Source organism: Flavobacterium riviphilum (assembly GCF_055231795.1).
In genome coordinates this window covers 342975-368314 of the sequence record NZ_JBUYSY010000001.1, presented here as the reverse complement: position 1 = coordinate 368314, position 25340 = coordinate 342975, and the positions used below count along the sequence as shown (strand labels likewise).

Sequence of the window (25340 nt, the reverse complement as noted above, 5' to 3'; positions counted from 1 at the left end):
TTGAGAAACGCATTTTTTGAATATGAATAGACTTTTTATTATTGGAAATGGATTTGATTTGGCTCATGGGTTACCAACTTCGTATAAACATTTTATAGATGATTTTTGGAAAAATTTCAGGAATAAATGTAAAACGGATGAATACAAAAAAATTATTTATACAAATGATGCTTATGATAGGTATTACAAGAATTATACTGATATACAAAATTACAATGATGTTAAGGTTAATCTAAAACAATACTCTAATGAATATGGGTATGTCTTTGATGAAAACAAAGTGACTTGTAGCAGTCAAAATCAGATTATATTTCAATTTAACAATGTTTTCTTTAAAATCATTTGTGACAAATCAATTGAAAATTGGGTTGATATTGAAAATTTGTACTATAGTATTTTGAAAAGTATTGCAGATGGTAGTTACATAAGACATGATTATCCTTATGGAATTCAGCAGTTGAATAATGAATTTGAACAAGTTAAAGTTCTTTTGGAAACTTATCTTCTAGAAAAAGTAGAAGCCACAAACGTAATTTCTGATATTGTTAATTTATTCAAAATCGAAAGCACACTTAATAGATATGCATTGGAATTTAGTAAAGATGATTACAAAGAATTACAAGAGTTTTATACTAAATATAGTTCAGATTTAGAAGAAGGTATCAATGTTTTGAATTATTGCTTGAATTTTAATTACACAAAAACTATTGATAAATACATAAAAGAAACAAAGGAGTATAAGGCTTATAGAGAATTTGGTGATTTCACTAATATTCAGATACATGGGCGATTAAACGACTCGCATAATTTAGTTAATTTTGGATTTGGTGATGAAATGGATGACGATTATAAGAAAATTGAAAATTTAAACGATTATGAATATTTAAAAAACTTTAAATCTTTTCAATATTTAAAAAATTCTAATTATAAAAAACTATTGGATTTTATTGATGGTAATAAATTTCAAGTTTTAATTATGGGGCATTCCTGTGGAATTTCAGACAGAACCTTGTTGAACACAATTTTTGAACATACAAATTGCAGATCGATAAAAGTCTATTATCATCAAAAGAATGATGGTTCTGATAATTATACTGAGATAGTACAGAATGTTTCAAGGCATTTTGAAGACAAGAAATTAATGAGGGAGAAAATTGTAAATAAGCAACAATGTTCCCCACTAATTCCTTTACCTAAGGAAAGGATTTAAGTTTAAAATCTTTTCTACAAGTATTTTTTCAATAGTTTAGAAAATATAACCTAAATAAAGACAAATGTTGGTTTTTAGCCCCGATAGTAGTGGAAATCCTCTAGTGCCGGGGTTCGGTACTAGAGATTGTAGCGGATAGCGGGACGGTGTTTACAAAAAATCCCTATGCTTACTGCTCCTAAAAAAATACCCCAAAATTTGTTGTTTTGGGGTAGGGTGTTTTTGAAATTTTTCTGCTATTAGAAGCGGTTATCGCCGTCTAAAAGATTGCCGAGTCCGCCCAAAAGGCTGCCTTCTTCACGGCTACTTCCGCCAGCTCTTGGGGCTGAAGCAATGATACGATCGGCCAATCTAGAGAACGGAAGCGATTGAATATATACTGTTCCAGGGCCACGTAAAGTCGCGTAAAACAAGCCTTCGCCACCAAAAAGAGAGTTTTTGATACCGCCAATAAACTCGATATCATAATCGACATCTTGGGTGAAACCTACGATACAGCCGGTGTCTACTTTGAGGATTTCGCCAGGTTGTAATTCTTTTTTGGCTAAGGTTCCGCCGGAATGTACAAAAGCCATACCATCGCCTTCTAGTTTTTGCATGATGAAACCTTCGCCACCAAAAAGGCCTGTACCTAATTTTTTGGAGAATTCAATACCAACGGCTACGCCTTTGGCAGCGCAAAGGAACGCGTTCTTCTGGCAAATAAATTTTCCGCGAAATTGTCTCAAATCAATGGGAATGATTTTTCCGGGATAGGGCGAGGCAAAAGAGACTTTGCTTTTGTTGTAATTTTGATTGATAAAAGCCGTCATGAACAGGCTTTCCCCTGTTAAAACTCTTTTTCCTGCGCTTAGTAATTTGCCAAACAAACCGGATTGTTGTTGGGAACCGTCGCCAAAAATAGTTTCCATTTGGATGCCATTGTCCATCATCATAAAACTTCCTGCCTCGGCAATGACAATTTCTTGTGGGTCGAGTTCTATTTCTACATATTGCATTTCTTCACCATAAATATGGTAGTCTATTTCGTGTGCTATCATGATTTTGTGTTTTACCGTTTAGGAAATTAGTAAGTGGTTAAATTGAAATGTTACATTTTTGGGCATAAAAAAACGGCATCCATGAGAGATGCCGTTAGTTGTATTTATTTTGAATTCTACTTTTTCGTGAGAATTAGTGTAATTCGTGTTTTATTTTTAAGCGTTCATTAAGCTTTCGATTTCGTCTGCTTCAATCGGAATATTGCGCATCAAATTGAACGGTTCACCTGATTTTTGAATCACCACATCGTCTTCAATTCGGATACCAAAACCTTCTGCAGGAATATAAATTCCAGGTTCTACGGTGAACACCATATTGGCTTCCATTGGTTCATGGAGCAATCCATAATCGTGTGTGTCGAGTCCCATATGGTGCGAAGTTCCGTGCATAAAATATTTTTTGTAAGCTGGCCAATCAGGATTTTCGTTTTGAACGTCGGCTTTGTCAATCAGCCCTAAACCTAATAATTCGGAAGTCATAATTTTACCCACTTCTACGTGGTATTGTTTCCAAAGGGTACCCGGAGTAAGCATTTTTGTAGCTTCGTTTTTCACACGAAGAACTGCGTTGTACACGGCTTTTTGTCTTTCTGAATAGCGCCCAGAAACTGGTATGGTACGGGTTAAATCGCTTGAATAATTAGCGTACTCTGCCGCTACATCTAGCAACAATAAATCGCCTGCTTTACATTGTTGGTTGTTTTCGATGTAGTGTAATACGTTAGCATTATTTCCAGATGCGATAATGGGCGTGTAGGCAAACCCTTTAGAACGGTTGCGAACGAACTCGTGAATCAATTCGGCCTCTACCTCATATTCCATTACGTTGGGCTTCACAAACGAAAGCAAACGACGGAATCCTTTTTCGGTGATGTTGCACGCTTGTTGGATCAAATCGATTTCTTCGGTTTCTTTTATGGAGCGAATGCGTTGCAAAATGGGGTTGCTTTTGGCTACCGTATGCGCAGGATATTGTGCTTTCCATTTTTTGATAAAACGGTCTTCACGAGTTTCGGTCTCAACAGCTGAACGATAGTGTTCGTTGGTGTTGATGTACATCACCTCGGCATAGGTCATGATTTCTTTCAAGGTTTTATCAAAATCTTGTAGCCAATAAACGGTTTTGATTCCCGATACTTGAAACGCACGTTCTTTGGTTAGTTTTTCACCTTCCCAAATCGCAATGTGCTCATTGGTTTCTCTCAAGAAAAGGATTTCTTTCAAGTGTTCGTAAGGCGCATCAGGGAATAATAATAAAATGCTTTCTTCTTGATCTACACCCGATAAATAGAAAATATCTCTATGTTGTGCAAAAGGTAAAGTGCTATCGGCAGAAACCGGATATATGTCGTTTGAATTAAAAACCGCCACGCTTTTCGGTTTCATTTGAGCAGTGAATTTTTCTCTGTTTTTTACGAATAGTCCACTGTTTATTTGATGATATTTCATGGGAACCAAATATTTATTAGTAATAACCAAAAATAGTAACTTTAGAGGTATCGGCTGTTAATTTGCCTATAAAATTTTAAATTCTCTATTTTTATGTTTAATTTTCGTTCAAAATTTATGCTAAAAAAGGGGTATGTCTTTAAAATATTCAAAAAATGAAGATGATATGCGACCTTGGCGGTAGTACAGAAGAGTAACAATTCTATATGTTTTTTAAAGAAATTAGTATCTATGAAAAAAATAGCCTTCCTGATTAGTGCTTTGACTTTTAGTGTTTCCTGGGGACAAAACGGTACTATTATCACAACGCCTTCTTTGTTTCAGGAGTTGACTTTGCAAAATGTGGGCCCCACGGTAATGAGTGGCCGCGTAGTTGACGTGGCGGTAAATCCTGAGAATCCAATTGAGTTTTATGTGGCTTATGCTTCAGGTGGACTGTGGTATTCGAATACCAATGGATTGCGAATGGAGCCTGTGATGGATACGGCGCCTACACTAAACTGTGGTTCTGTCTTTGTGGACTGGAAGTCAGGGATGATTCTTGTGGGTACTGGTGAGGTAAATTCTTCAAGATCTTCTTATGCAGGAATAGGTTTGTTGCAATCCTTTGATAAAGGAAAAACCTGGAAAAATATTGGATTGACAGATAGCCATCACATCAGTAAAATTTTGGTTAACCCAAAAAATAGCAATGAGATTATTGTTGGAGTGGCGGGACATTTATACACTAAAAACAAGGAACGAGGTATTTTTAAAACAACCGATGGTGGAAAATCATGGCAACAGGTTTTGTTTGTAAATGATGAAACCGGAGTGATTGATATGGCTGTGGCCGAAAACAATTTTGACGTTATGTACGCCAGTGCATGGCAGAAAGATAGAAAAGCACACAATTTCAATGGAAACGGTAAAGCTTCTGGTATTTATAAAAGTACCGATGCTGGATCGACTTGGCAGTTGATTTCTACCCCAGAAAGTGGCTTTCCTTCGGATGAATTTGTGGGACGTATTGGATTGTCGGCTTTTACTTCAGATATTATTTATGCGGTGATGGACAATCAAAAAATGCGTCCTTCGGCTAAAAAAGAAAAAGATCCCAACGATGAAGATCCAGAAGTAATAGGTGCCGAAGTTTTCAAATCTAGTAACGGAGGGAAAACGTGGGTAAAAACCAATTCCGATTATATTGATGATTTTTACTCTAGCTACGGCTATTATTTTGGCGATATCACGGTAGACCCAAAAAATCAAGAGCGAATTTATATTACAGGGGTTCCGTTGTTGTTTTCTGATAACGGAGGAAAAACTTTTCAAGCTATTGACGGTGACAATGTGCACTCCGACCATCACGTAGTTTGGATCAATCCTAACAATCCGAATCATTTGGTTAATGGAAATGACGGTGGTTTGAATATTACTTATGACAACGGAAAATCGTGGCAGTTATGCAACAGTATTCCAGTGGGACAGTTTTATGCCGTAAATGTTGATGAACAAGAACCCTATAATATTTATGGTGGTTTGCAGGATAATGGCGTTTGGGTTGGATCTAATAACTACAATGCCTCAATTGGTTGGCAGCAAGAAGGAAAGTATCCTTATTCTAGATTAATGGGGGGCGATGGGATGCAAGTGCAAATCGATAAGCGCAATCCAAATATTGTTTTTACAGGATACCAATACGGAAGTTACTACCGCATCAATCGCGCTGATGAATCTAAAAATAAATTCATTGCGCCAAAAGCCAAAAATGGAGATAAACCGTATCGATACAATTGGCAATCGCCTATTTTATTGTCTTCCCACAATCAAGATATTTTGTATTTAGGGTCTAATTTTTTACACCGCTCAATGAACCAAGGCGATACTTGGACGGCCATTTCGCCCGATTTGACTCAAGGAGGTAAAAAAGGAAATGTAGCTTTTGGAACGTTGACCACCATCAGCGAAAGTCCTTTCGAGTTTGGAATGTTGTATACGGGTAGCGATGATGGTTTAGTCCAATTTACCAATAACGGAGGCGCGAGTTGGAAAGTCATTGCTACTACTTTACCACAAAATCTTTGGGTAAGTAGAGTAGTGGCTTCTGCGCACAAAAAAGAACGCGTTTATGTAACGCTTAATGGCTATCGCAATGACGATTTTACAAGTTATGTGTATGTGTCAGAAGATGCAGGGCAAACTTGGAAAAGTATAGCGAACAATCTTCCTGCAAGTCCTGTGAATGTAATTATAGAAGACTCTGTTTTGGATAGTGTATTGTATGTTGGGACAGATAATGGCCTTTACATTTCGATAAATGGCGGAGCTTCTTGGCAAGATTTCTCTAACGGAATGCCTCCTGTAGCAGTGCACGATTTGGTGATTCAAAAGAAAGCTAAAGATTTAATTGTGGGTACACACGGTCGTTCTGTATATAAAGTGAGTTTGAAACAAGTACAAGAATTGAAAAAAGAGGTTTTAGACAAAACTCTTTATGTGTATGAAATCAAAAGCACAACCAAATCCGAGAGATGGGGTTCGAAACGTGGTGCTTGGGGTGACGAATTTATTCCAAAAAATGAGCTTTGGTTTTATACCAATTCCGCTGGCAATGTAAGCATTCAATTAGAAAATATTTCTAAAGAAATCGTGTATACAACTACTGTTACTGCTCAAAAAGGATTGAACAAAGTGGTTTATGATTTGGCCATCGACAAAGCTGTAGCCGACAAATGGATGGCAAAAGATAAAAAGCTAAAAATAACCCCTGCTAAAAACGGCAAGTATTATTTGCCAGTCGCTAATTATACTTGGAGCGTTGCTAAAGACAAAGATAAAGCGACAACACCTTTCGAAATTGTAGCGCCTAAATAAAACGCGGTCTAAAATAAAAACACAAATTTGATAATCCGTTACTTGTAACAATAATAAAAATGGCACGCAGATGACGCAGATTTAAACGGATTTTTATATACAAATCAGCGAAAATCCCTACCATCCGAGTTCTATTCTTGGTATACATAGCGGACAGTCAAAAAAACAAAAGGCACGATTCCAAGTTGGTTTCGTGCCTTTTTTGGGCAAACATCTTTAACAATTAATCTTCTAAAATATTTTTAAAATTGTGCCACTTCTGTCGAATCTTTCATTGCGGTTGTAGACGCTTTTCCGGTAGTAACCGTATTTTGAACGGCGTCAAAATAGCTCGTTCCCACAAAACCTTGGTGTTTTACGGCTCTAAAACCGTGTTGTTGTAAAGCAAATTCTCTTTCTTGCAATTCAGAGTAGCCCGCCATACCTCTTTCTTTGTAAGCTTTAGACAATTCAAACATACTCGTGTTCAAAGCGTGGAATCCAGCCAACGTAATGAATTGGAATTTATACCCCATAGCTGCTAAGTCTTCTCTGAAGGTTTCCATCTCAGAAACTGATAATTTCGCTGCCCAGTTGAACGAAGGCGAACAGTTGTAAGCCAACATTTTTCCTGGGTATTTCGCGTGAATTGCATCGGCAAATTGTTTAGCGTAAGCCAAATCAGGATTGCTCGTTTCCATCCAAATCAAATCTGCATAAGGCGCATAACTCAACCCACGGTCAATACCTTGCTCCACGCCACAGTTTACGTAGAAGAAGCCTTCGTCTGTTTTTTCTCCCGTGATGAATTTTGCATCTCTTGGGTCGATATCGCTAGTTAGTAAGTTCGCAGCATCTGCGTCGGTTCTTGCTACAATCAGGGTTGGTGTTCCCATTACGTCGGCAGCCAAACGCGCAGCGATTAATTTATTGATGGCTTCTTGCGTAGGAACCAAAACTTTTCCGCCCAAGTGCCCGCATTTTTTAGCAGAGCTCAATTGGTCTTCAAAGTGTACACCCGCTGCACCTGCTTCAATCATCGATTTCATCAATTCAAAAGCGTTCAAGTTTCCTCCAAAACCTGCTTCAGCATCGGCTACAATCGGAACCAAATAGTCTTTTTTATCTGCGGTTTTATTCACCACTTGAATTTGGTCAGCGCGCAACAAAGCGTTGTTGATTCTTTTTACAACCAAAGGAACACTGTTGGCAGGATACAACGATTGGTCAGGATACATTTCGCCCGCCACATTCGCATCAGCCGCCACTTGCCAGCCGCTCAAGTAAATCGCTTCTAGTCCAGCTTCCACTTCTTGAATGGCTTGATTACCGGTCAATGCGCCTAATCCGGCAACAAAATCCTGCGATTTCAATCTGTTCCAAAGTTTCGTAGCGCCCATTCTAGCGATACTGTGTTCAATTTGGTAGGAACCTTGCAATTGTACCACTTCTTCAGCGGTATAAGGACGTTCGATGCCTTCCCATCTTGGGTTCGTTAACCAATCGGTTACTAATTCTTGAATGCGTGTCTCGGTGGTTTTCATAATTTTTGATTTAAGTTTTTTGGTTTTTTATTTTGGTTTGTTTTGATTTCAATAATTGAAAAAGGTATTTTCAGGAGCGGTAATCAAAGGGCTTTTTCAGGAAGTATGGTTCCCGCTCTCCGTTATATCTCTGTCCTCGCTCGTTCGCGAGTCCAGAGGATGCCACTGCTATCGGGGCTAAAAGCCAGCATAGTGAATTCTTGTTAGAAATAGCCAATCACGAAGTACTAGAAACGTACACCCAACGGCTAAGAAAGATGGTCTAAGTACTATTGACTAATCACTAGAAACAAAAAGCTAACGAATAAGAACTATCCACTAGGACTAATCACTATTCACTATTCACTAGTAACACTACAAATACTTATACCCCGGTATCGTCAAGAACTCTACAAATTTTTTGTTCACTACCAGTTGGTCTAGTAATTTTTCTGCCAAGATGTAGTTTTCCTCCTCGTGCGCTCGGTCACCCACTTGCTTTCTGATTTTTTCATATTCTTCCAAAGCAATGCGGTGGTACAATTTGGTCGTTAATTTTTCACCCGAATCCAACGTCACTTCATTTTGAAGCCATTGCCACAATTGCGACCTTGAGATTTCTGCCGTGGCGGCATCCTCCATCAAGTGGTGAATGGCTGCAGCGCCTTGACCGTTTAGCCAAGAAGTGATGTACAGTACGGCCACATTTACGTTTTTGCGAATACCCTCCTCAGTTATGGTGCCTACTGGAATTTGCAATAAATCGGCTTCCGTAATTTGCAAATCTGCTCTCTTGATGTGAATATGATTTTTGGTCATCATATTTTCATTAAACACTTTCATTGCTATCGGAACCAAATCAGGATGCGCTACCCAAGTCCCGTCGTGTCCGTTTCTCGCTTCTCTTTCTTTATCTGCAATCACTTTTTTGAAGGCGATTTCGTTGGCTTCTGGGTCATTTTTAATCGGAATTTGTGCTGCCATTCCACCCATTGCGTGAATGTTGCGTTTGTGACAACGCTGAATCACCAATTTAGAATACGCGTCCATAAAAGGTGTTGTCATCGTTACTTGGTCTCGATTCGGAACGATAAAGTCAGGATTGTTTCTGAATTTTTTGATGTATGAAAAAATATAGTCCCAACGCCCGCAGTTCAAGCCTACTATATGGTCTCTTAATTCGTAGATGATTTCGTCCAACTGAAAACTGGCGGTTATCGTTTCAATCAAAACAGTTGCTTTAAACGTACCGTGTTGCTCTCCAAGGTATTCTTGTGCAAATTCAAACACTTCGTTCCACCATCTGGCTTCCAAATAGTGTTCTAGTTTGGGTAAGTAAAAATATGGCGCCGAACCGTTTCTGGCCAATTGGTCGTGATTGTGAAAAGCATACAACCCAAAGTCAATCAAAGAGCCAGAAGCTTCTTCGTCTTCTATCAAGATGTGTTTTTCGTTCAAGTGCAATCCTCTTGGACGTACAATCAAAACGGCAGTTTTTTCTTTTAGTGCATATTTTTTATTGCGTAACGGGTCGTCAAGTGTTATGGTTTTGTTTACGGCATCTTTAAGGTTTTGTTGTCCTTCCATGATGTTGTTCCAAGTAGGCGAAGTGCTGTCTTCAAAATCAGCCATAAAAGTTTTCGCACCTGAGTTCAACGCGTTAATCACCATTTTTCTATCTACTGGTCCAGTGATTTCCACGCGTCTGTCGATTAAATCTTTTGGGATAGGAGCTGCTTGCCAGTTGCTTTCTCTAATGCTTTTGGTCTCCAATGGGAAAGTGGGTAACACACCATTATCAAATTGGACTTGTTGTGTTTTGCGTGCTTCCAAAAGTTGTAATCTTTTGGCGTTGAAATTTTCGTGCAGCGCAATCAAAAAATCGATGGCTTCTTCGGTTAAAATGTTTTCGTGTTGTGCAATTTCTTCATTCAGAAATTGCCATTTTTTTTCGGTGGTTTCGGTTAGTGTTTTCATAACTAGTTCATTTTGATATTGCAATACTACAAAAAGTTTTTTACAAAACAAGCGAACGTTCGCAAAAAATGAAAAAAATGTTTTTTGCGTATTTTGGTTTTTTAATTTATCTTTGATTTTATGAACATAGAGAAAGATTATATTAAGTTGATTTTTGGGCTTAAACTCAAGCAGGCTCGAATGAATAAGGATTTGTCTTTATTTGGTTTGGCGAAGATTACGGACTTGTCTAAATCGTATTTGAACGAAATCGAAAAAGGAAAAAAATATCCCAAAACGGATAAAATTATTCTGTTGGCAGATAAGCTGGAAGTGACTTATGATCATTTGGTATCCCTTAAATTAGATAATAGTTTAGCTCCAATTGGAGAAATTTTAACTTCGGGTATTTTGAAAGAAATTCCACTGGAATTGTTTGGTATTCAAGAAGCCGATTTGATTGACATTATCGCCAATGCGCCCGCAAAAGTAACGGCCTTCATTAGTACCATTATCGAAATCGCACAACATTATAATCTTACACGCGAAAGTTTCTTTTTAGCGTCTTTGCGTTCGTATCAAGAAGCACACAACAATTATTTTGAAGAGTTAGAAGAAAAGGTATTGTTGTTTTGCAAAGCATTTCACGTAGATGTAACCACAAACATTTCTATCGAGGAGTTAAAGGCGATTCTAAAAGAGGAATACGGCTATACCATCAAAGAATTGGTGTTTTCTGAGCAAGAAGAAATGGGAGATTTACGCTCAATTTATGTGCCTACGAGCAAAACCTTATTGCTTTCGGACGAAATTGATGAAGGGCAAAAGGCTTTTGTATTAGCCAAAGAAATCGCTTATAATTTTATGGAAATCAAAGAGCGTTTGTATACGTTCAGTTGGATTAAATTCGACAATTTTGACCAAGTTTTGAATAATTTTTATGCCTCTTATTTTGCGGGAGCTTTGCTGTTGCCGAGACAAAAGTTGATTGATGAATTGAATTTGTTTTTGGCCAAAGAAAATCCAAAACCACAAGAAATGGTGCAATTGATGACGCAATTCAACGTCTCGCCAGAATCCTTCTATCAGCGATTGACGAATATTTTGCCGAAGGATTTTAATTTGAAAAACTTATTTTTCTTGCGTTTGTCTCACAAAATAGGCGCGGATACCTACCAAATCAAAAAGGAGCTACATATTACGAATCAGCAAGAGCCGCACGCCAACGAAATGAACGAGCACTACTGCCGCAGATGGGTTTCGATAAAAACTATTGAGCAATTGTTGCAACAAGGCAAGACGCATTTTTTTGATGCACAAGTATCGCGTTATGAAAACAGCAGCAATGAATATTTAGTGTTTTCTTCGGCTACTCCTGATCCGTTTAAGAAAGATTGTTTGCGAAGTATTTCGGTGGGGATTTTAATCACGCCATCGGTAAAGAAAAAGTTCAAATTTTTAGAAGGCGATGTGGTGCCAAGGCAATTGGTGGGTGTAACCTGCGAAACTTGTGCCGTGAAAGATTGCCATGAGCGCGCCTCCGAACCCATTCATCTCAATCAAAAAATACGCAACGAAAACACAGAAGCCATTGTTCAGAAATATATGGCGAAGTTTAGTTAAAGTTTAGTTTATCTGTTTGTTGTAAGGTAAATGGGTGTTTTATAAGACAGATTTCATTGATTATATTAGAAATCAATGAAATCTGTTTTTTATAATTTACTTTCTACTCCACCCATTTGTAATAACGAGCGCCTAGTAAGTTGGGATTTTCGTTTTCGATACGATCCAAAATCCATTCGTTTTGTGGGGTGTTAATAGGTTGTTTTTGTTCCTTTTTGTGGAGTTTTTCGTAGGTTTCAAAATCAATAGCGACGCTTTTTTCTAGCGTTTTAAATAGTGCTACAGGTTGCAAGGCTTTTTTCCAATCCGCTTGAATGGTCCCCTCGAAAACTTTAGATTTAGAGCCACTTCCATAGGCTAAAAAGCCCATTTTTTCGTTGGTGATTTCAGTGTTGGTCTCTGAAAAATGCGTTAAAGTCGATAGTAATCCCATAAAAATGGAACCCGTATATAGGTTTCCAATCAAAGAGGAAGCGATTTCTGCAGGTTGCAATTTTTGACTCACAAAATCTTGATAAGCGGGTGTTTTGCTGATTTCTTTGAGTTTGTTTTGGTATTCTTCTGGGGTTTCGTTTCCGGTAATAATTGCTTCGGTTGCGTCTAAAGCATAAATTTCCGTCAACATACGTCGTCCTTGAAAGGCATACGGTAAATGCATCACAATGCTATTCCAGCTATTGTAAATCGTTTCAGAACTATTTTTTTCTTTTTTGAAAGCAAAGTAGGCGTCTTTGGTACGATACATATAACATTGGTTCGAATACTGTCCGTCAAACACGGGTTGGTCTTTGTGAATTTCGATTTCGTCTTCCAAGTTATCAAACCAAGCTTCGTTGTTGTTGTTGCCTGTGATTTCTTGTTTTGAGATAGTTCTGTAAGGTTTGAAAAAGTCAAAAACACCTTTCGTGCTTACGCCCCAATGGTTCTCAAAAGCAATAATTCTTGGGTTGGCGGTAATAAGCATGGCTACAGCGCCTGCACCCTGGGTGTATTCTCCGGTGGAGTTGAGGTCGTATTTAGCAAAATCGGTAGTCACAACAATGGCTTTTTTGGTGGGATTTAATTTTACGAAATCTAAGCAATTTTGTAATGCATCCACTCCTCCAATACAAGCAAAAGTAAAATCAACGGCATCGCAATGCGTTAAACAGTTTTCTCCAAATTTTTGTTCCATCAAGGCTACCAAAAAGGAAGCGATGGGCTTGGAGCTGTCGATTGCGCTTTCAGTTCCAACGTAAATTCTAGCAATATCGTCTAAAGCTATATTTTGGTCTTGGATGAGTTTTGTTAGAGCATTGGCTCCAAAAACCACTGTATCTTGGTGGGCATCGGCGAGAGTCATATTGGTCAATCCGAGTCCTTTTTGCAATTTTGCGGGTTCTATATTTCGGGCTTCTGCTAAGGTTTGTATGGGTAAGTGTATTTTGGCTACGTCAAAGGAAAGGGCGTCAATTCCTATTTTCATGTTGAATTTTTTTAGAAATGCAAAGGTAAAAGGCTAAGTGGTAACTACAAAGGATAGCTTTGAATATTATTTTTTTTGAGTTCTTTTTTTTGAATATTTAACAAAATCGAAAATAATTGTGTTAATTATTTCTTTTATTTTTTATTGACGTTGATCAACTATATCGTTCTTTTTGTAAGTTTTTTGTGTTTTAAATTGTTGAAAAATAGTACTTTGATTTTGTTTTTCATGGCTTGACGATGGTGATAGGAATTAATTAATAATCATTTATTAAGTTTTTTAAAACCATTATAAATAGCCACAAAATGGTTGTGTTAATTGCTTTATTCGTGTATTTTTGTGTAAAATTTTACTAATCTATATAAAATTATGGCACAATCAACATTGTTAAAGTCTTCCATTGCGAAAAAAGTTGCAATGGCGTTATCAGGACTTTTTTTAGTTACTTTCTTGTCATTGCATTTTTTCATTAACTTGATATCAGTTTTTAGTGAAAACACTTTTAATGCAATGTCTCATTTTATGGGATACAATCCTTTGATTCAATTTGTAATGCAACCTATTTTGATAGCAGGTGTGGTTTTTCACTTTGTTATGGGGATAGTTTTAGAAAATCAAAACCGCAAAGCTAGACCAGTTCCTTATGCTAAGTACGATGGAGCGGCTAATGCTTCTTGGGCTTCTAGAAACATGATCATTTCTGGTTTAGTGGTTTTAGCATTTTTAGGCTTACATTTTTACGATTTTTGGATTCATGAAATGACCTACAAGTACATAGAGGTAAGTCCTATCAACGAAACGAGATACTTTGAAGAGTTAGTACACAAATTTGAAAGTCCGGTTCGTACAGGAATTTATGTAGTTGCTTTTGTTTTATTGGCAATTCATTTATGGCACGGATTCAGTTCTTCTTTTCAATCAGTAGGATTCAATAACAAGTTTTCTGCAACAATTCAAAAAATTGGCTATGCTTTTGCAATTGTGGTTCCAGTTGGATTCATATTCATTGCATTATTTCACCATTTTAATCATTAATATCAATCACAATGAAATTAGATTCAAAAATACCTGAAGGTCACATTTCTAAGAAATGGACAGATTATAAAGATCACTTAAAATTAGTTGCTCCCAACAATCGACCAAAGATTGATATCATTGTGGTTGGTACGGGATTAGCAGGTGCATCGGCTGCAGCATCATTTGCTGAAATGGGCTACAATGTAAAAGCGTTTTGTTATCAAGATTCTCCTCGTCGTGCGCACTCTATTGCGGCACAAGGAGGGATTAACGCGGCTAAAAACTATCAAAATGATGGAGATAGTACCTTCCGTTTGTTTTACGATACTATCAAAGGAGGAGATTACCGTGCACGTGAAGCCAACGTACATCGTTTAGCCGAAGTTTCCGGAAACATTATCGATCAATGTGTGGCACAAGGGGTTCCTTTTGCTCGTGATTATGGTGGATTGTTGGATAACCGTTCATTTGGTGGAACTCAAGTACAACGTACGTTTTATGCAGCGGGTCAAACTGGTCAACAGTTGTTATTAGGTGCTTATTCTGCCTTGTCTAGACAAATTGGTTTAGGACGTGTAGATATGTACAACCGTCATGAGATGTTAGACATTGTAAAAGTAGATGGAAAAGCTCGTGGAATCATCGCTCGTAATTTGATCACAGGTGAGTTAGAAAGACATTCTGCTCACGCAGTTATCATTGCTACAGGAGGATATGGAAATGTTTATTTCTTATCTACCAACGCTATGGGATCAAACGTAACAGCTGCTTGGAAAATCCACAAACAAGGTGCTTTGTTTGCTAATCCATGTTTTGTGCAAATTCACCCAACATGTATTCCAGTTCATGGAACGAACCAATCGAAATTGACTTTGATGTCAGAATCATTGAGAAATTCTGGACGTATCTGGGTGCCAAAGAAAAAAGAAGATGCTGAAGCAATCCGTGCAGGTAAATTAAAACCAACACAAATTGCTGAAGAAGATAGAGATTACTACTTAGAAAGAAAATATCCTGCGTTTGGTAATTTAGTACCTCGTGACGTGGCGTCTAGAGCTGCGAAAGAAGTTTGTGATGCTGGACACGGGATCGAAGCTAATGATACAAACGAAGGTGTTTACTTAGATTTCTCTTCTGAAATCCAATCTAAAGGAAAACAAGTAGCTTTTGCCAAAGGGAACCAAAATCCAACTCAAGAAGAAATTACTACACTTGGTAAGAAATGGTTAGAAGAAAAATATGGTAACTTGTTTACTATGTACCAAAAAATTACCGATGAAAATCCATACGAAACACCGATGAAAATTTACCCAGCGGTACACTATACTATGGGAGGTGTATGGGTTGATTATAACTTAGAGTCTACAATTCCAGGATGTTTCGTTGCGGGTGAAGCAAACTTCTCTGATCACGGAGCCAACCGTTTAGGGGCTTCTGCCTTAATGCAAGGATTGGCTGATGGCTATTTCGTATTGCCATATACTGTTTCAAATTACTTAGCTGATGATATTCGTACCGGTAAAATTTCAACTGATTTACCTGAGTTTGCCGCTGCAGAGAAAAATGTAAAAGACGCTATCGACAAATTCTTAAACAATAACGGAACAAAATCTGTTGATTATTTCCACAAAAAATTAGGTTTAATTATGTGGAACAAAGTGGGAATGGGTCGAAATGAAAAAGGGTTAAAAGAGGCTATTGAAGAAATTGCTGCTTTAAAAGAACAATTCCACAAAGAAGTTTATGTTCCAGGAAATGCTGATGAATTGAATCCTGAATTAGAGAAAGCGCTACGTGTAGCCGACTTTTTCGAATTAGGACAACTGATGGCTATCGATGCGTTACAACGTAAAGAATCTTGTGGAGGTCACTTCCGTGAAGAATATCAAGATGCAGAGGGAGAAACCCTTCGTGACGATGAAAACTTTAAGTTTGTTGGAGCTTGGGAATACAAAGGTTCCGACATTAACAATGAAGTCCTTCACAAAGAAGAATTGAAATACGAGTTCATTAAGATAGCAGCTCGTAACTATAAATAATAGTAATTAGTGATTAGTGATTGGTAATTAGTAAAAATGAGTTCTATTTAATCGTATAAAGATTTGTTGATCTGGCAAAAAGCTTTTGAAATAGTAATTTCAACATATAAACTAGCTAAAACTTTTCCTCAAGAAGAATTGTATGCTTTGACAAATCAAATTAAAAGAGCATCTGTTTCAATACCTTCAAATATTGCAGAGGGTTATGGTAGAAATACGGATAAATCTTTAAGTCATTTTATAGATATTGCTAGGGGATCATTATATGAATTAGAAACACAACTACTAATCGCTAAAGAATTAGAATTTATACAAGATATAAAAATGTTTAATCAGGTAATTAGTTTAATTAATGAGGAAAGTAAAATGATAAACGCTTTTTATAAGTCAATTATCAAGAACTAATCACTAATCACTAATTACCAATTACTAAAAGAAATCATGAGTGCAGCAAAAAATATAAATATTACCCTTAAAATTTGGCGTCAAAAAAATGCTAAATCAAAAGGAAGTATGGAAACATATAAATTGGATAATGTTTCTACAGCGAGTTCGTTTTTGGAAATGTTAGACCAATTGAACGAGCAATTAGTTAACGAAAGAAAAGAGCCAGTAGCTTTTGACCACGATTGTCGTGAAGGTATTTGTGGGATGTGTTCTTTGTACATCAACGGCCGTGCTCACGGACCGGATACTGGAATTACAACTTGTCAATTACACATGCGTATGTTCAATGATGGTGATACCATTTACATTGAACCATGGAGAAGTGCTGCTTTTCCAGTTATTAAGGATTTGATTGTAGATAGAACTTCGTTTGATAGAATTCAACAAGCAGGTGGTTTTGTGTCGGTAAATACCTCAGGGAACACAATCGATGCGAACACTATTCCAATTCCTAAAGCAGATGCAGATAAAGCTTTTGAAGCAGCTGCTTGTATTGGATGTGGTGCTTGTGTAGCGACTTGTAAAAATGGTTCAGCGATGTTGTTCGTTGGGGCTAAAGTTTCACAGTACGCACTTTTACCACAAGGTAAAGTAGAAGCTACCAATCGTGTTTTAGCTATGGTACGTCAAATGGATGAAGAAGGATTTGGTAATTGTACCAACACTGGAGCATGTGAAATCGAATGTCCTAAAGGAATTTCGTTAGAGAATATTGCTCGTATGAATAGAGAATATCTAGCAGCAAGTTTGAAATAGTTTACACTTATTGTCATACTGTTAAAAACGCATTCATTGATTTGAATGCGTTTTTTATTTGGGTAAATCGTTATCCATATCGTTCAAACAATATTTATCTTTGTGAAAATCAACAGTAAAAAAATGAAAATAGCCCTCGTACAATCTTCCTTAGAATGGGAAATTCCAGCAAAGAATAGAGCGCGATTCGAAAAGAAAATCAATGCACTTGATGAGTCTATTGATTTGATTGTTCTTCCGGAAATGTTTACTACTGGTTTTACCATGAATCCTCAATTCGTTGCTGAAACAATGCAAGGGGAGACAGTATTTTGGATGCGCCAAATTGCAGCAACTAAAAATGCAGCAATAACGGGAAGTGTGGTCATTCAAGAGGGAGAAAGTTTTTACAACCGTTTATTATTTGTTTTTCCCTCAGGAGAGGTGCAATTTTATGATAAACGCCATTTGTTTTCTTTGGCAGGAGAAGACAAAGTGTATACCGCAGGGAAAAGAAAATTGATAGTTGAATATAAAGGTTGGAAAATTTGTCCTTTGATATGTTATGATTTGCGTTTTCCAGTGTTTTCAAGAAATGTTGATAATTACGATGTTTTAATTTACGTGGCCAATTGGCCTATACCACGAATTAAAGCATGGGATATGCTATTAAAAGCAAGGGCTGTAGAAAATCTCAGTTATGTAGTAGGGGTGAATAGACTTGGTGAAGACGATAACAAAGCCATTTATAATGGTCATTCCCAAATCGTCAACTTTTTGGGCGATTATATCCTCGAACCTGTTGAAACCAAAGGGGTTTTTATTACTGAGCTAAGTAAAGCCGACTTGCTTTTGGCACGCAAAAATTTTAACTTTCTTGAAGACAAGGATGTGTTTGAGTTAAAATGAATTTGATTTTTTAGGTTTTGGTTTTTCTGGAATTTCGGGCGAATAGGGAATGCTTAAATCAAAAAGTTGTTCCCATTCCCAATTGGCTCTAACATCTACTTCATTTGAAAAGTAAATTACCTCTTCTGATTGTCTTTTTTCCAGATAATTTCCAGAATCGTATCGTTGGTTTTTGTTGTCATCGTATATCGCCCGAAGAGTGTATTTTGCGGGTTCTAAGTAGTTGAATACTATTTTGTTGTTTTCCTTTGTGTATTCAGAAGCAAGTGTTTCGCCTTTACTGTCGGTAAGTTCAATGAGGATTGGATAACGTTTGGCATTGCTCAATACCACTGTTAAATTACCATATTCCGTTTCTTCTCTGGTGTTTAACTTGTAGCTCAACGAATCGTTTGCATTTTCGTAGAAATCGACTAAAGCGCCTGGTAATAGTTGAAATTCATATTTTTCCGCTGGTTTTTTGGCGAAATCAAAAACCAATTTTTGGTGAAATTCGTCATATTTTGTTTTATAGGTAACGACCTGATTTGTGCTATTGAATAGTTTGATTTTTGTAGTATCAATTTTTACCAAAGGCGTGTTGGTTTCTAAGGTAAATTGATCTCTCAAATTCAAAACACCTGTTTGTATAGGAGTTATGTTTAATGTGTCCTTTTTTTGATTTTTAATTTTTACAATAAAGTCTTTTTTGAATTGTTCTTTTTCAATATATAATGATAGTGAGTCGGCTTTTAGAGGTTTGTACCATACTTGAAGTGAGTCTTTTTTAGGGAATTGTGTAACAATGCTTTGAAGAATTTGATTGTTGTTTTTCAAAATGATTTTAGGTTTAGATTTTGAAAAATCTTGTTTTCCTTCATAGCCCACTACAATGCGGTTGCCAGAAATTTGTTGTGGTTTCACAGCTTTAAAAGAAAGAGTTTCTTTGAAAAGTTCTAATTCATAGACCGTGTCGTTGGGTATGGTAATAAATTGTTTTTGAAAGCCAATTTTATCTGTTTTTGGATTGAATTTGTTGTTATTGTTTTTGTCTTTTAATGCAATTAGAAGGTATTTTCCCGCTTTTAGGTTTTCTAAACGAAACGTTTTTAAACTATCCAGCGTATTGGTAATGTATCTTGGTGTTTGTTTATAAATGATAGAGTCGGTAAACTTTTCATTTACTTCGTATAGCATTACTGAGACAAAATTTTCTACTTCTTTTTGGTAAGCATCTTTAATTCTGCCTCCTAAAGCCAAAGAATCTATATGTGGACCCGTAGAAAAAATGTATTTGAATTGGTTCAGCGCATTACCCTCGTTGTTGTCTGTGATACTTTGACCAAAATTAAAGCTATATGTGGTGTTGGGTTGTAAGGTGTCCTTGATTTTTATCGTTACCTGTTTTGTAACGGTTTGTGGGATAATCAATGGAGGGTTTTTCATAGGAGGCGAGATGATAAGTTGTTTTTCAACGTCCTTCATTTTGACATATTCATCAAATGTCAATTTGATTTCATTCCCTTTGAAATTGGTAGTAAAATTCTCTGGAAAGCTCAATTTTAAAGTAGGCGCAATGGTGTCTTTCAAACCTCCTGTAATGGTGCCTTTTTTGGCACATCCGATACAAAAAATTAGAAGAACAAATAATAAATTACGACCGTAAGAAAGTTTCATAGCAAAAGAATTTTTTGAAGCTACAAAATAACAATAATATTTACAGTGATTAAAATCTTTTTGCGCTTTTGCTTCTGAGAAATCAACGGCAAATACTTAAATTAGCTATTAAAATTAAGTAGTATGAATAAAATTGAACATATAGGTATAGCCGTAAAAGATTTGCAAACTTCTAATTTGCTTTTTGAAAAACTATTTGGTGCTCCATCTTATAAAGAAGAAGAAGTGGAATCAGAAGGGGTAAAAACTTCCTTTTTTAAAAATGGGCCCAATAAAATTGAATTGCTAGAAGCGACAAACCCCGACAGCCCTATAGCTAAATTTATAGAAAAAAAAGGAGAAGGAATACATCATATTGCTTTTGATGTAACCGATATTGAGGCTGAAATGAAAAGATTAGAAAGTGAAGGTTTCGTGCTCTTGAATTCTGTTCCTAAGAAAGGAGCCGATAACAAGTTGGTGGTTTTTTTGCATCCCAAAACAACCAATGGTGTTTTAATAGAATTGTGTCAAGAAATTGGATAGTTTTATTTGTAATATTACTACTTAATAATCAGTGGATTCCGATTTTAAAAAGGTTGAGGAACTTAAAAAACCAAAAACGAAGCCCAATTTATTTGGTATGAATCAAAAATAGTAGTAATATTGCAGTCTCTAAACTGGTCCTATAGCTCAGTTGGTTAGAGCACCTGACTCATAATCAGGTGGTCCCTGGTTCGAGCCCAGGTGGGACCACAAAAACAAGCCTTTGCAAGAACTGCAGAGGCTTTTTTATTTTGTTAAATCTGTTTTTTATTTTTTTATCCTAAAAAATAGTATTTAATTTGTTTGCCCGTATAAGTGTAACCTACTATACCTTATGAAAATTTTTTTGAAACTACTTTTATCTTGGTGTTTGTGTTTTCTTTTTAGTGTGGAAGTTATGGCTAAGAATCCGCCGCCGCCTACTGGAAAAACACGTAATAGTTTAGGCCCAGAAAATCCACCCGGGGGTCCAATAGATGACTACATTTTTCCAATGCTTTTAGTGTCTATTAGTTTAGGATATTACGCAATACAGTATAAAACCAAAAAAACGCCAAGCTAAGTAGGCGTTTTTTTATTTTTAAATTTAAAATGGGCTTATTTTGAAAAATTGTACAGTCGGGCTACATACTTTCCAATAACATCAAATTCAAGATTGACAACACTGCCTACTTCAAAGTTGTGGAAATTGGTGTGTTCGAAGGTGTATGGGATAATGGCTACGCTAAACTTGTTTTTTTCGGAGTTTACCACCGTTAAACTCACGCCGTTAACGGTAATAGAGCCTTTTTCTATGGTAATGTTGTTGTAACTAGGGTCGTATTCAAAAGAGTAATGCCAGCTACCATTTGTTTCATAGGCTTCTACGCAAACAGCGGTTTGATCAACGTGTCCTTGTACGATATGGCCATCTAAACGATCCCCTAGCTTCATGGCGCGTTCCAAATTGATTTCATCGTTTATTTTCCAATGCGAAACATTGGTTTTTTGGATGGTTTCGGCAATAGCGGTTACCGTATAACATTGGTCATTTATTGCTACTACCGTGAGACAAACCCCATTATGTGCTACACTTTGATCAATTTTTAATTCATGAGTAATGCTAGAGGAGAGGGTAAGATGTAGATTGTCCTGTTCTTTTTTAATCTCTTGTACTCTGCCTAGGGTTTCTATGATTCCTGTAAACATTCTGATTTTATTTTACTAAATTTGCATCTCAAAATTAGCAATAAAAAACGGAGCTCATGAATAAAACGGCAGAAAATATACTAGTTGGGATTTCAATAGGAGATTTAAATGGTATTGGAAGCGAAGTAGTGTTAAAAACATTTGAAGATACTCGAATGTTAGAATTTTGTACTCCTGTTATTTTTGCTAATGTTAAAATTGTTTCCTATTTAAAACGAGGAATAGAGTCCGCCGTAGCGATTCATGGTATCGATAAGCTAGATCAAATAGTGCCTGGAAAAATTAATGTTTATAATGTTTGGAAAGAAGGGGTAGATTTGAATTTAGGTACACTAGATGATAAGGTTGGAGAATATGCTATAAAATCGTTTGTAGCTGCCACAAATGCTTTGAAGGAAGGTGTAATAGATGTATTAGTTACTGCTCCAATCAATAAATACAATATTCAATCCGAACAGTTTCAGTTTCCTGGGCATACCGATTATTTAGCTAAAGAATTAGAAGGTGATGCTTTAATGTTGATGGTTAGCGAAAATTTGAGAGTAGGTTTATTGACCGATCACGTGCCTTTAAATGAAGTAGCTAAACATCTTTCGGAGGAATTAATCACCAAGAAAATCGAAACAATTAAACAGACCTTAATTCAAGATTTTGGCATTACAAAACCTAAAATTGCTGTTTTGGGATTGAATCCTCATTGTGGTGATGGCGGGGTGATAGGATCAGAAGATGACGAGGTGTTGAGGCCAACTTTGAAAAAAATATTTGATAAAGGGACGTTGGTTTTTGGACCTTTTGCGGCGGATAGTTTTTTTGGTAGTCATAATTATGAAAAATACGATGCTATTATAGCAGCATATCATGATCAGGGATTGATTCCTTTTAAAACCTTGTCTTTTGGTCGAGGAGTGAATTATACCGCGGGTTTAAATAAAGTAAGAACTTCGCCAGATCATGGCACTGCATTTAATATTGCTGGTAAAAACCAAGCAGATTTTACCTCTTTCAAAGAAGCAGTGTACTTGGCAATAGATGTCTATAAATCAAGAATACAGCATCACGAAGTGAGTTCAAATCCTCTAAAAACAAGAGAAAAATAGTTATTAACAAAAAAAGGGGAATAAGATTATTTGTTTTGCAATAATTTTATATCTTTGCACCCCGATTCAGGTAATACTGAATTGGAGGGAAATATTGATGAAATGAACAAGAGAAAAGAATTCATTATTCCTTTTGTAGGATTGAAGCTAGGGAAACATCAATTTGAATACCTAATCGACAATTCGTTCTTTGAGATCTTTGACTTTAGTGATTTTGAGCAATCAAATATCAAAGTAAATGTAGTTTTAGAAAAAAAAGCGAATTTTTTAGAATTGAATTTTAAGCACAAAGGAACAGTTCAAGTACCTTGTGATTTGACTGGTGAAGAATTTGATTTGCCTATAAAAGGAAAAATCAAGTTAATCGTTCGGTTTGGAGAAACATTCAATAATGACAACGAGGAGTTGTTGGTATTGCCTTTTGGAGAATTTGAGCTAGATATCGCACAATATATTTATGAAATGATTGTGTTGTCTGTGCCTCAAAAACGAGTACATCCTGGAGTTAAAGATGGGACTTTGCAATCAGAAGCATTAGAAAAGCTGAAAAAAATAAGTGCAAATCCAAAAGAGGTATTAAAGAACAAAGAGAATAAAGAAAAAAAGCAAGACAATATTGACCCAAGATGGGACAAATTAAAGCAACTATTAACGGATAAATAATATAGTAAAATGGCACATCCTAAACGAAAAGTCTCCAAAACAAGAAGAGACAAAAGAAGAACTCATTACAAAGCAACTGTAGCTCAAATTGCAACTTGTCCTGTAACAGGAGAAGCACATTTATACCACAGAGCTTACTGGCATGAAGGTAAAATGTATTACAGAGGGCAAGTTGTTATAGATAAATCTGTAGCTGTTGCTTAATACTTTTTTAAAAAAATAGTAGAACTCTCCATTGTGAGAGTTTTTTTTGTTGAATAATATTTAGTAAATAAGAAAGGTTAAGTTGAATGATTAGGAATTAATTTTGTAATTTTCGGCCCCTTTTAAATTAAAATCAAATACTAGTATTTGATTATAAAAGTCTTATACAATGAGTGCAATTACCGCAGCAATTACCGCAGTAGGAGGATATGTTCCGGATTTTGTTTTATCGAACAAAGTTTTGGAAACCATGGTGGATACTAATGACGAATGGATCACTACTCGTACTGGTATTAAAGAACGAAGAATTTTAAAAGAAGAAGGAAAAGGAACCTCTTTTTTGGCTATTAAAGCGGCTGAGGATTTAATTCGTAAAGCCAACATCGATCCTAAAGAAATTGATATGATTATAATGGCAACTGCTACACCTGATATGCCTGTTGCGGCAACTGGTGTATATGTAGCAACAGAAATTGGTGCTACTAATGCATTTGCCTATGATTTACAAGCGGCTTGTTCCAGTTTTTTATACGGAATGTCTACTGCAGCGGCCTACATTCAATCAGGAAGATACAAAAAAGTACTACTTATAGGTGCCGACAAAATGTCCTCAATCATTGATTATAAAGATAGAGCTACTTGTATCATTTTTGGTGATGGTGCAGGTGCGGTTTTATTCGAACCTAATTATGAGGGATATGGTTTAAAAGATGAGTATTTAAGAAGTGATGCCGTTGGGAGAGACTTTTTAAAAATTCCAGCTGGGGGATCTATCCTTAGAACTACTGCACAAACCGTTGAAGATAACATGCATAACATCATGCAAGATGGTAAATCTGTATTCAAATATGCTGTAACCAATATGGCCGATGCTAGTGAGATGATCATGAAACGCAATAACTTGACTCATGACGACGTACAATGGTTAGTGCCTCATCAAGCTAATAGACGTATCATTGACGCCACAGCACAACGCATGAATCTTGAAGATGAAAAAGTATTGGTAAACATAGAGCGTTACGGAAATACTACTTCAGCTACTTTACCATTAGTACTTCATGATTTCGAAAAACAATTGAAAAAAGGAGATACTATTATTTTTGCAGCATTTGGAGGTGGTTTCACTTGGGGATCTATTTACTTAAAATGGGCATACGATACAAAATAAAATAAAAACTAAAATAAACGATCATGGATTTAAAAGAAATTCAAAACCTAATCAAATTTGTAGCCAATTCAGGAGTTGCAGAAGTGAAGTTAGAAATGGATGATGTAAAGATCACCATTAGAACTACTTTAGAAGGAAATGTAACAGAAACCACTTATGTGCAACAAGTACCTGCACAAGCTACACTTCAATCTGCGGTTATACCACAAATCGCACCAGTAGTTGCTGCTACTCCAACAGAAACTGTTGCTAAAGATGATACCTCTAAATATGTAACGGTAAAATCGCCAATGATTGGAACTTTCTACAGAAAACCTGCTCCAGATAAACCTGTATTTGCCGAAGTAGGAAGCACAATTGCCAAAGGAGATGTTCTTTGTGTGATTGAGGCGATGAAACTTTTCAACGAAATCGAATCTGAAGTTTCAGGTAAAATTGTTAAAATCTTAGTAGACGATATGTCTCCAGTAGAGTTTGATCAACCTTTATTCTTAGTAGACCCATCATAATTTAAAAAAATTCCAATAGACAAATATCCAAATCCAACCAGTGGAGATTGGAATTTGGAGATTGGAATTTGTAATTTTA

General features: G+C 36.4%; 22 protein-coding genes and 1 tRNA gene. 16 read left to right on the top strand and 7 right to left on the bottom strand.

Annotated elements, in window-relative coordinates; all coding sequences use genetic code 11:
* Positions 1–22 precede the first annotated feature (22 nt).
* A complete protein-coding gene (locus tag ACZIX2_RS01670; protein WP_463338336.1) occupies positions 23–1210 on the top strand; it encodes an AbiH family protein in 1188 nt (395 codons plus the stop codon).
* A 239-nt stretch (positions 1211–1449) separates the two neighbouring features.
* Here the strand turns inward: ACZIX2_RS01670 and ACZIX2_RS01665 are convergent, their stop codons facing one another.
* Entirely contained in the window at positions 1450–2250 is an 801-nt protein-coding gene (locus tag ACZIX2_RS01665) for a TIGR00266 family protein (RefSeq protein ID WP_438061209.1), read from the bottom strand.
* Between the two features lie 156 nt (positions 2251–2406).
* Entirely contained in the window at positions 2407–3699 is a 1293-nt protein-coding gene (locus ACZIX2_RS01660; RefSeq protein ID WP_463338335.1) for an aminopeptidase P family protein, read from the bottom strand.
* A gap of 231 nt (positions 3700–3930) precedes the next feature.
* Between ACZIX2_RS01660 and ACZIX2_RS01655 the strand changes: the two genes are divergently transcribed.
* Positions 3931–6555 carry a VPS10 domain-containing protein gene (locus ACZIX2_RS01655; protein ID WP_463338334.1) on the top strand — a complete coding sequence of 875 codons (2625 nt, stop codon included), beginning with the start codon at positions 3931–3933 and terminating at the stop codon, positions 6553–6555.
* 242 nt (positions 6556–6797) lie between these two features.
* Here ACZIX2_RS01655 and aceA read toward each other — a convergent pair whose 3' ends face one another.
* Together aceA and aceB are read right to left on the bottom strand one after the other, a co-directional pair.
* Positions 6798–8078, bottom strand: coding sequence for an isocitrate lyase (gene aceA / locus ACZIX2_RS01650; protein ID WP_463338333.1), 1281 nt, complete (start codon positions 8076–8078; stop codon positions 6798–6800).
* Positions 8079–8432: 354 nt separating this feature from the next.
* Positions 8433–10034 carry a malate synthase A gene (gene aceB, locus ACZIX2_RS01645; RefSeq protein ID WP_463338332.1) on the bottom strand — a complete coding sequence of 534 codons (1602 nt, stop codon included), beginning with the start codon at positions 10032–10034 and terminating at the stop codon, positions 8433–8435.
* 120 nt (positions 10035–10154) lie between these two features.
* On the opposite strand from aceB, the gene ACZIX2_RS01640 reads away from it, so the two are divergent.
* The gene (locus tag ACZIX2_RS01640) at positions 10155–11636 is read left to right on the top strand and encodes a helix-turn-helix domain-containing protein (protein WP_463338331.1); all 1482 of its coding nucleotides are present in this window, start codon (positions 10155–10157) and stop codon (positions 11634–11636) included.
* A 103-nt stretch (positions 11637–11739) separates the two neighbouring features.
* Here ACZIX2_RS01640 and ACZIX2_RS01635 read toward each other — a convergent pair whose 3' ends face one another.
* Positions 11740–13101: a hydroxymethylglutaryl-CoA synthase family protein gene (locus tag ACZIX2_RS01635; RefSeq protein WP_463338330.1), complete on the bottom strand. Its 1362-nt coding sequence runs from the start codon at positions 13099–13101 to the stop codon at positions 11740–11742.
* Positions 13102–13470: 369 nt separating this feature from the next.
* Here ACZIX2_RS01635 and ACZIX2_RS01630 point away from each other — a divergent pair, with 369 nt between their 5' ends.
* The 5 genes from ACZIX2_RS01630 to ACZIX2_RS01610 all read left to right on the top strand — a co-directional run bounded on the left by ACZIX2_RS01630 (position 13471) and on the right by ACZIX2_RS01610 (position 18248).
* Entirely contained in the window at positions 13471–14136 is a 666-nt protein-coding gene (locus ACZIX2_RS01630; protein WP_463338329.1) for a succinate dehydrogenase cytochrome b subunit, read from the top strand.
* An 11-nt stretch (positions 14137–14147) separates the two neighbouring features.
* Positions 14148–16157 (top strand): fumarate reductase/succinate dehydrogenase flavoprotein subunit, encoded by a 2010-nt coding sequence (locus ACZIX2_RS01625; protein WP_463338328.1) that lies wholly within the window; start codon positions 14148–14150, stop codon positions 16155–16157.
* Between the two features lie 63 nt (positions 16158–16220).
* Positions 16221–16562 (top strand): four helix bundle protein, encoded by a 342-nt coding sequence (locus ACZIX2_RS01620; protein WP_463338327.1) that lies wholly within the window; start codon positions 16221–16223, stop codon positions 16560–16562.
* A gap of 36 nt (positions 16563–16598) precedes the next feature.
* Entirely contained in the window at positions 16599–17360 is a 762-nt protein-coding gene (locus ACZIX2_RS01615; protein ID WP_463338326.1) for a succinate dehydrogenase/fumarate reductase iron-sulfur subunit, read from the top strand.
* Positions 17361–17483: 123 nt separating this feature from the next.
* Positions 17484–18248: an amidohydrolase gene (locus ACZIX2_RS01610; RefSeq protein WP_463338325.1), complete on the top strand. Its 765-nt coding sequence runs from the start codon at positions 17484–17486 to the stop codon at positions 18246–18248.
* Here the strand turns inward: ACZIX2_RS01610 and ACZIX2_RS01605 are convergent.
* Complete coding sequence (locus ACZIX2_RS01605) at positions 18240–19904, bottom strand: Ig-like domain-containing domain (protein WP_463338324.1); 1665 nt, start codon at positions 19902–19904, stop codon at positions 18240–18242. The two genes, ACZIX2_RS01610 and ACZIX2_RS01605, sit on opposite strands and share 9 nt — an antisense overlap.
* Before the next feature lie 123 nt (positions 19905–20027).
* Here ACZIX2_RS01605 and mce point away from each other — a divergent pair, with 123 nt between their 5' ends.
* From mce to ACZIX2_RS01590, 3 genes are all read left to right on the top strand, one after another.
* A complete protein-coding gene (mce, locus tag ACZIX2_RS01600) occupies positions 20028–20429 on the top strand; it encodes a methylmalonyl-CoA epimerase (RefSeq protein ID WP_463338323.1) in 402 nt (133 codons plus the stop codon).
* 136 nt (positions 20430–20565) lie between these two features.
* Positions 20566–20639 (top strand) — tRNA-Ile (locus ACZIX2_RS01595).
* Between the two features lie 124 nt (positions 20640–20763).
* Positions 20764–20991 carry a hypothetical protein gene (locus ACZIX2_RS01590; RefSeq protein ID WP_463338322.1) on the top strand — a complete coding sequence of 76 codons (228 nt, stop codon included), beginning with the start codon at positions 20764–20766 and terminating at the stop codon, positions 20989–20991.
* A 35-nt stretch (positions 20992–21026) separates the two neighbouring features.
* Here ACZIX2_RS01590 and ACZIX2_RS01585 read toward each other — a convergent pair whose 3' ends face one another.
* Positions 21027–21617, bottom strand: a complete 591-nt coding sequence (locus ACZIX2_RS01585; RefSeq protein ID WP_463338321.1) for a riboflavin synthase — start codon at positions 21615–21617, stop codon at positions 21027–21029.
* A 56-nt stretch (positions 21618–21673) separates the two neighbouring features.
* Here ACZIX2_RS01585 and pdxA point away from each other — a divergent pair, with 56 nt between their 5' ends.
* The 5 genes from pdxA to accB all read left to right on the top strand — a co-directional run bounded on the left by pdxA (position 21674) and on the right by accB (position 25261).
* On the top strand, positions 21674–22717 hold the full coding sequence (gene pdxA / locus ACZIX2_RS01580; RefSeq protein WP_463338320.1) for a 4-hydroxythreonine-4-phosphate dehydrogenase PdxA: 1044 nt from the start codon (positions 21674–21676) through the stop codon (positions 22715–22717).
* Between the two features lie 102 nt (positions 22718–22819).
* Positions 22820–23380: a YceD family protein gene (locus ACZIX2_RS01575; protein WP_463338319.1), complete on the top strand. Its 561-nt coding sequence runs from the start codon at positions 22820–22822 to the stop codon at positions 23378–23380.
* A gap of 9 nt (positions 23381–23389) precedes the next feature.
* Positions 23390–23584 carry a 50S ribosomal protein L32 gene (gene rpmF / locus ACZIX2_RS01570; RefSeq protein ID WP_324325189.1) on the top strand — a complete coding sequence of 65 codons (195 nt, stop codon included), beginning with the start codon at positions 23390–23392 and terminating at the stop codon, positions 23582–23584.
* A gap of 169 nt (positions 23585–23753) precedes the next feature.
* A complete protein-coding gene (locus ACZIX2_RS01565) occupies positions 23754–24752 on the top strand; it encodes a beta-ketoacyl-ACP synthase III (protein ID WP_463338318.1) in 999 nt (332 codons plus the stop codon).
* A gap of 23 nt (positions 24753–24775) precedes the next feature.
* Entirely contained in the window at positions 24776–25261 is a 486-nt protein-coding gene (accB, locus tag ACZIX2_RS01560; protein ID WP_463338317.1) for an acetyl-CoA carboxylase biotin carboxyl carrier protein, read from the top strand.
* The last annotated feature ends 79 nt before the right edge of the window (positions 25262–25340 follow it).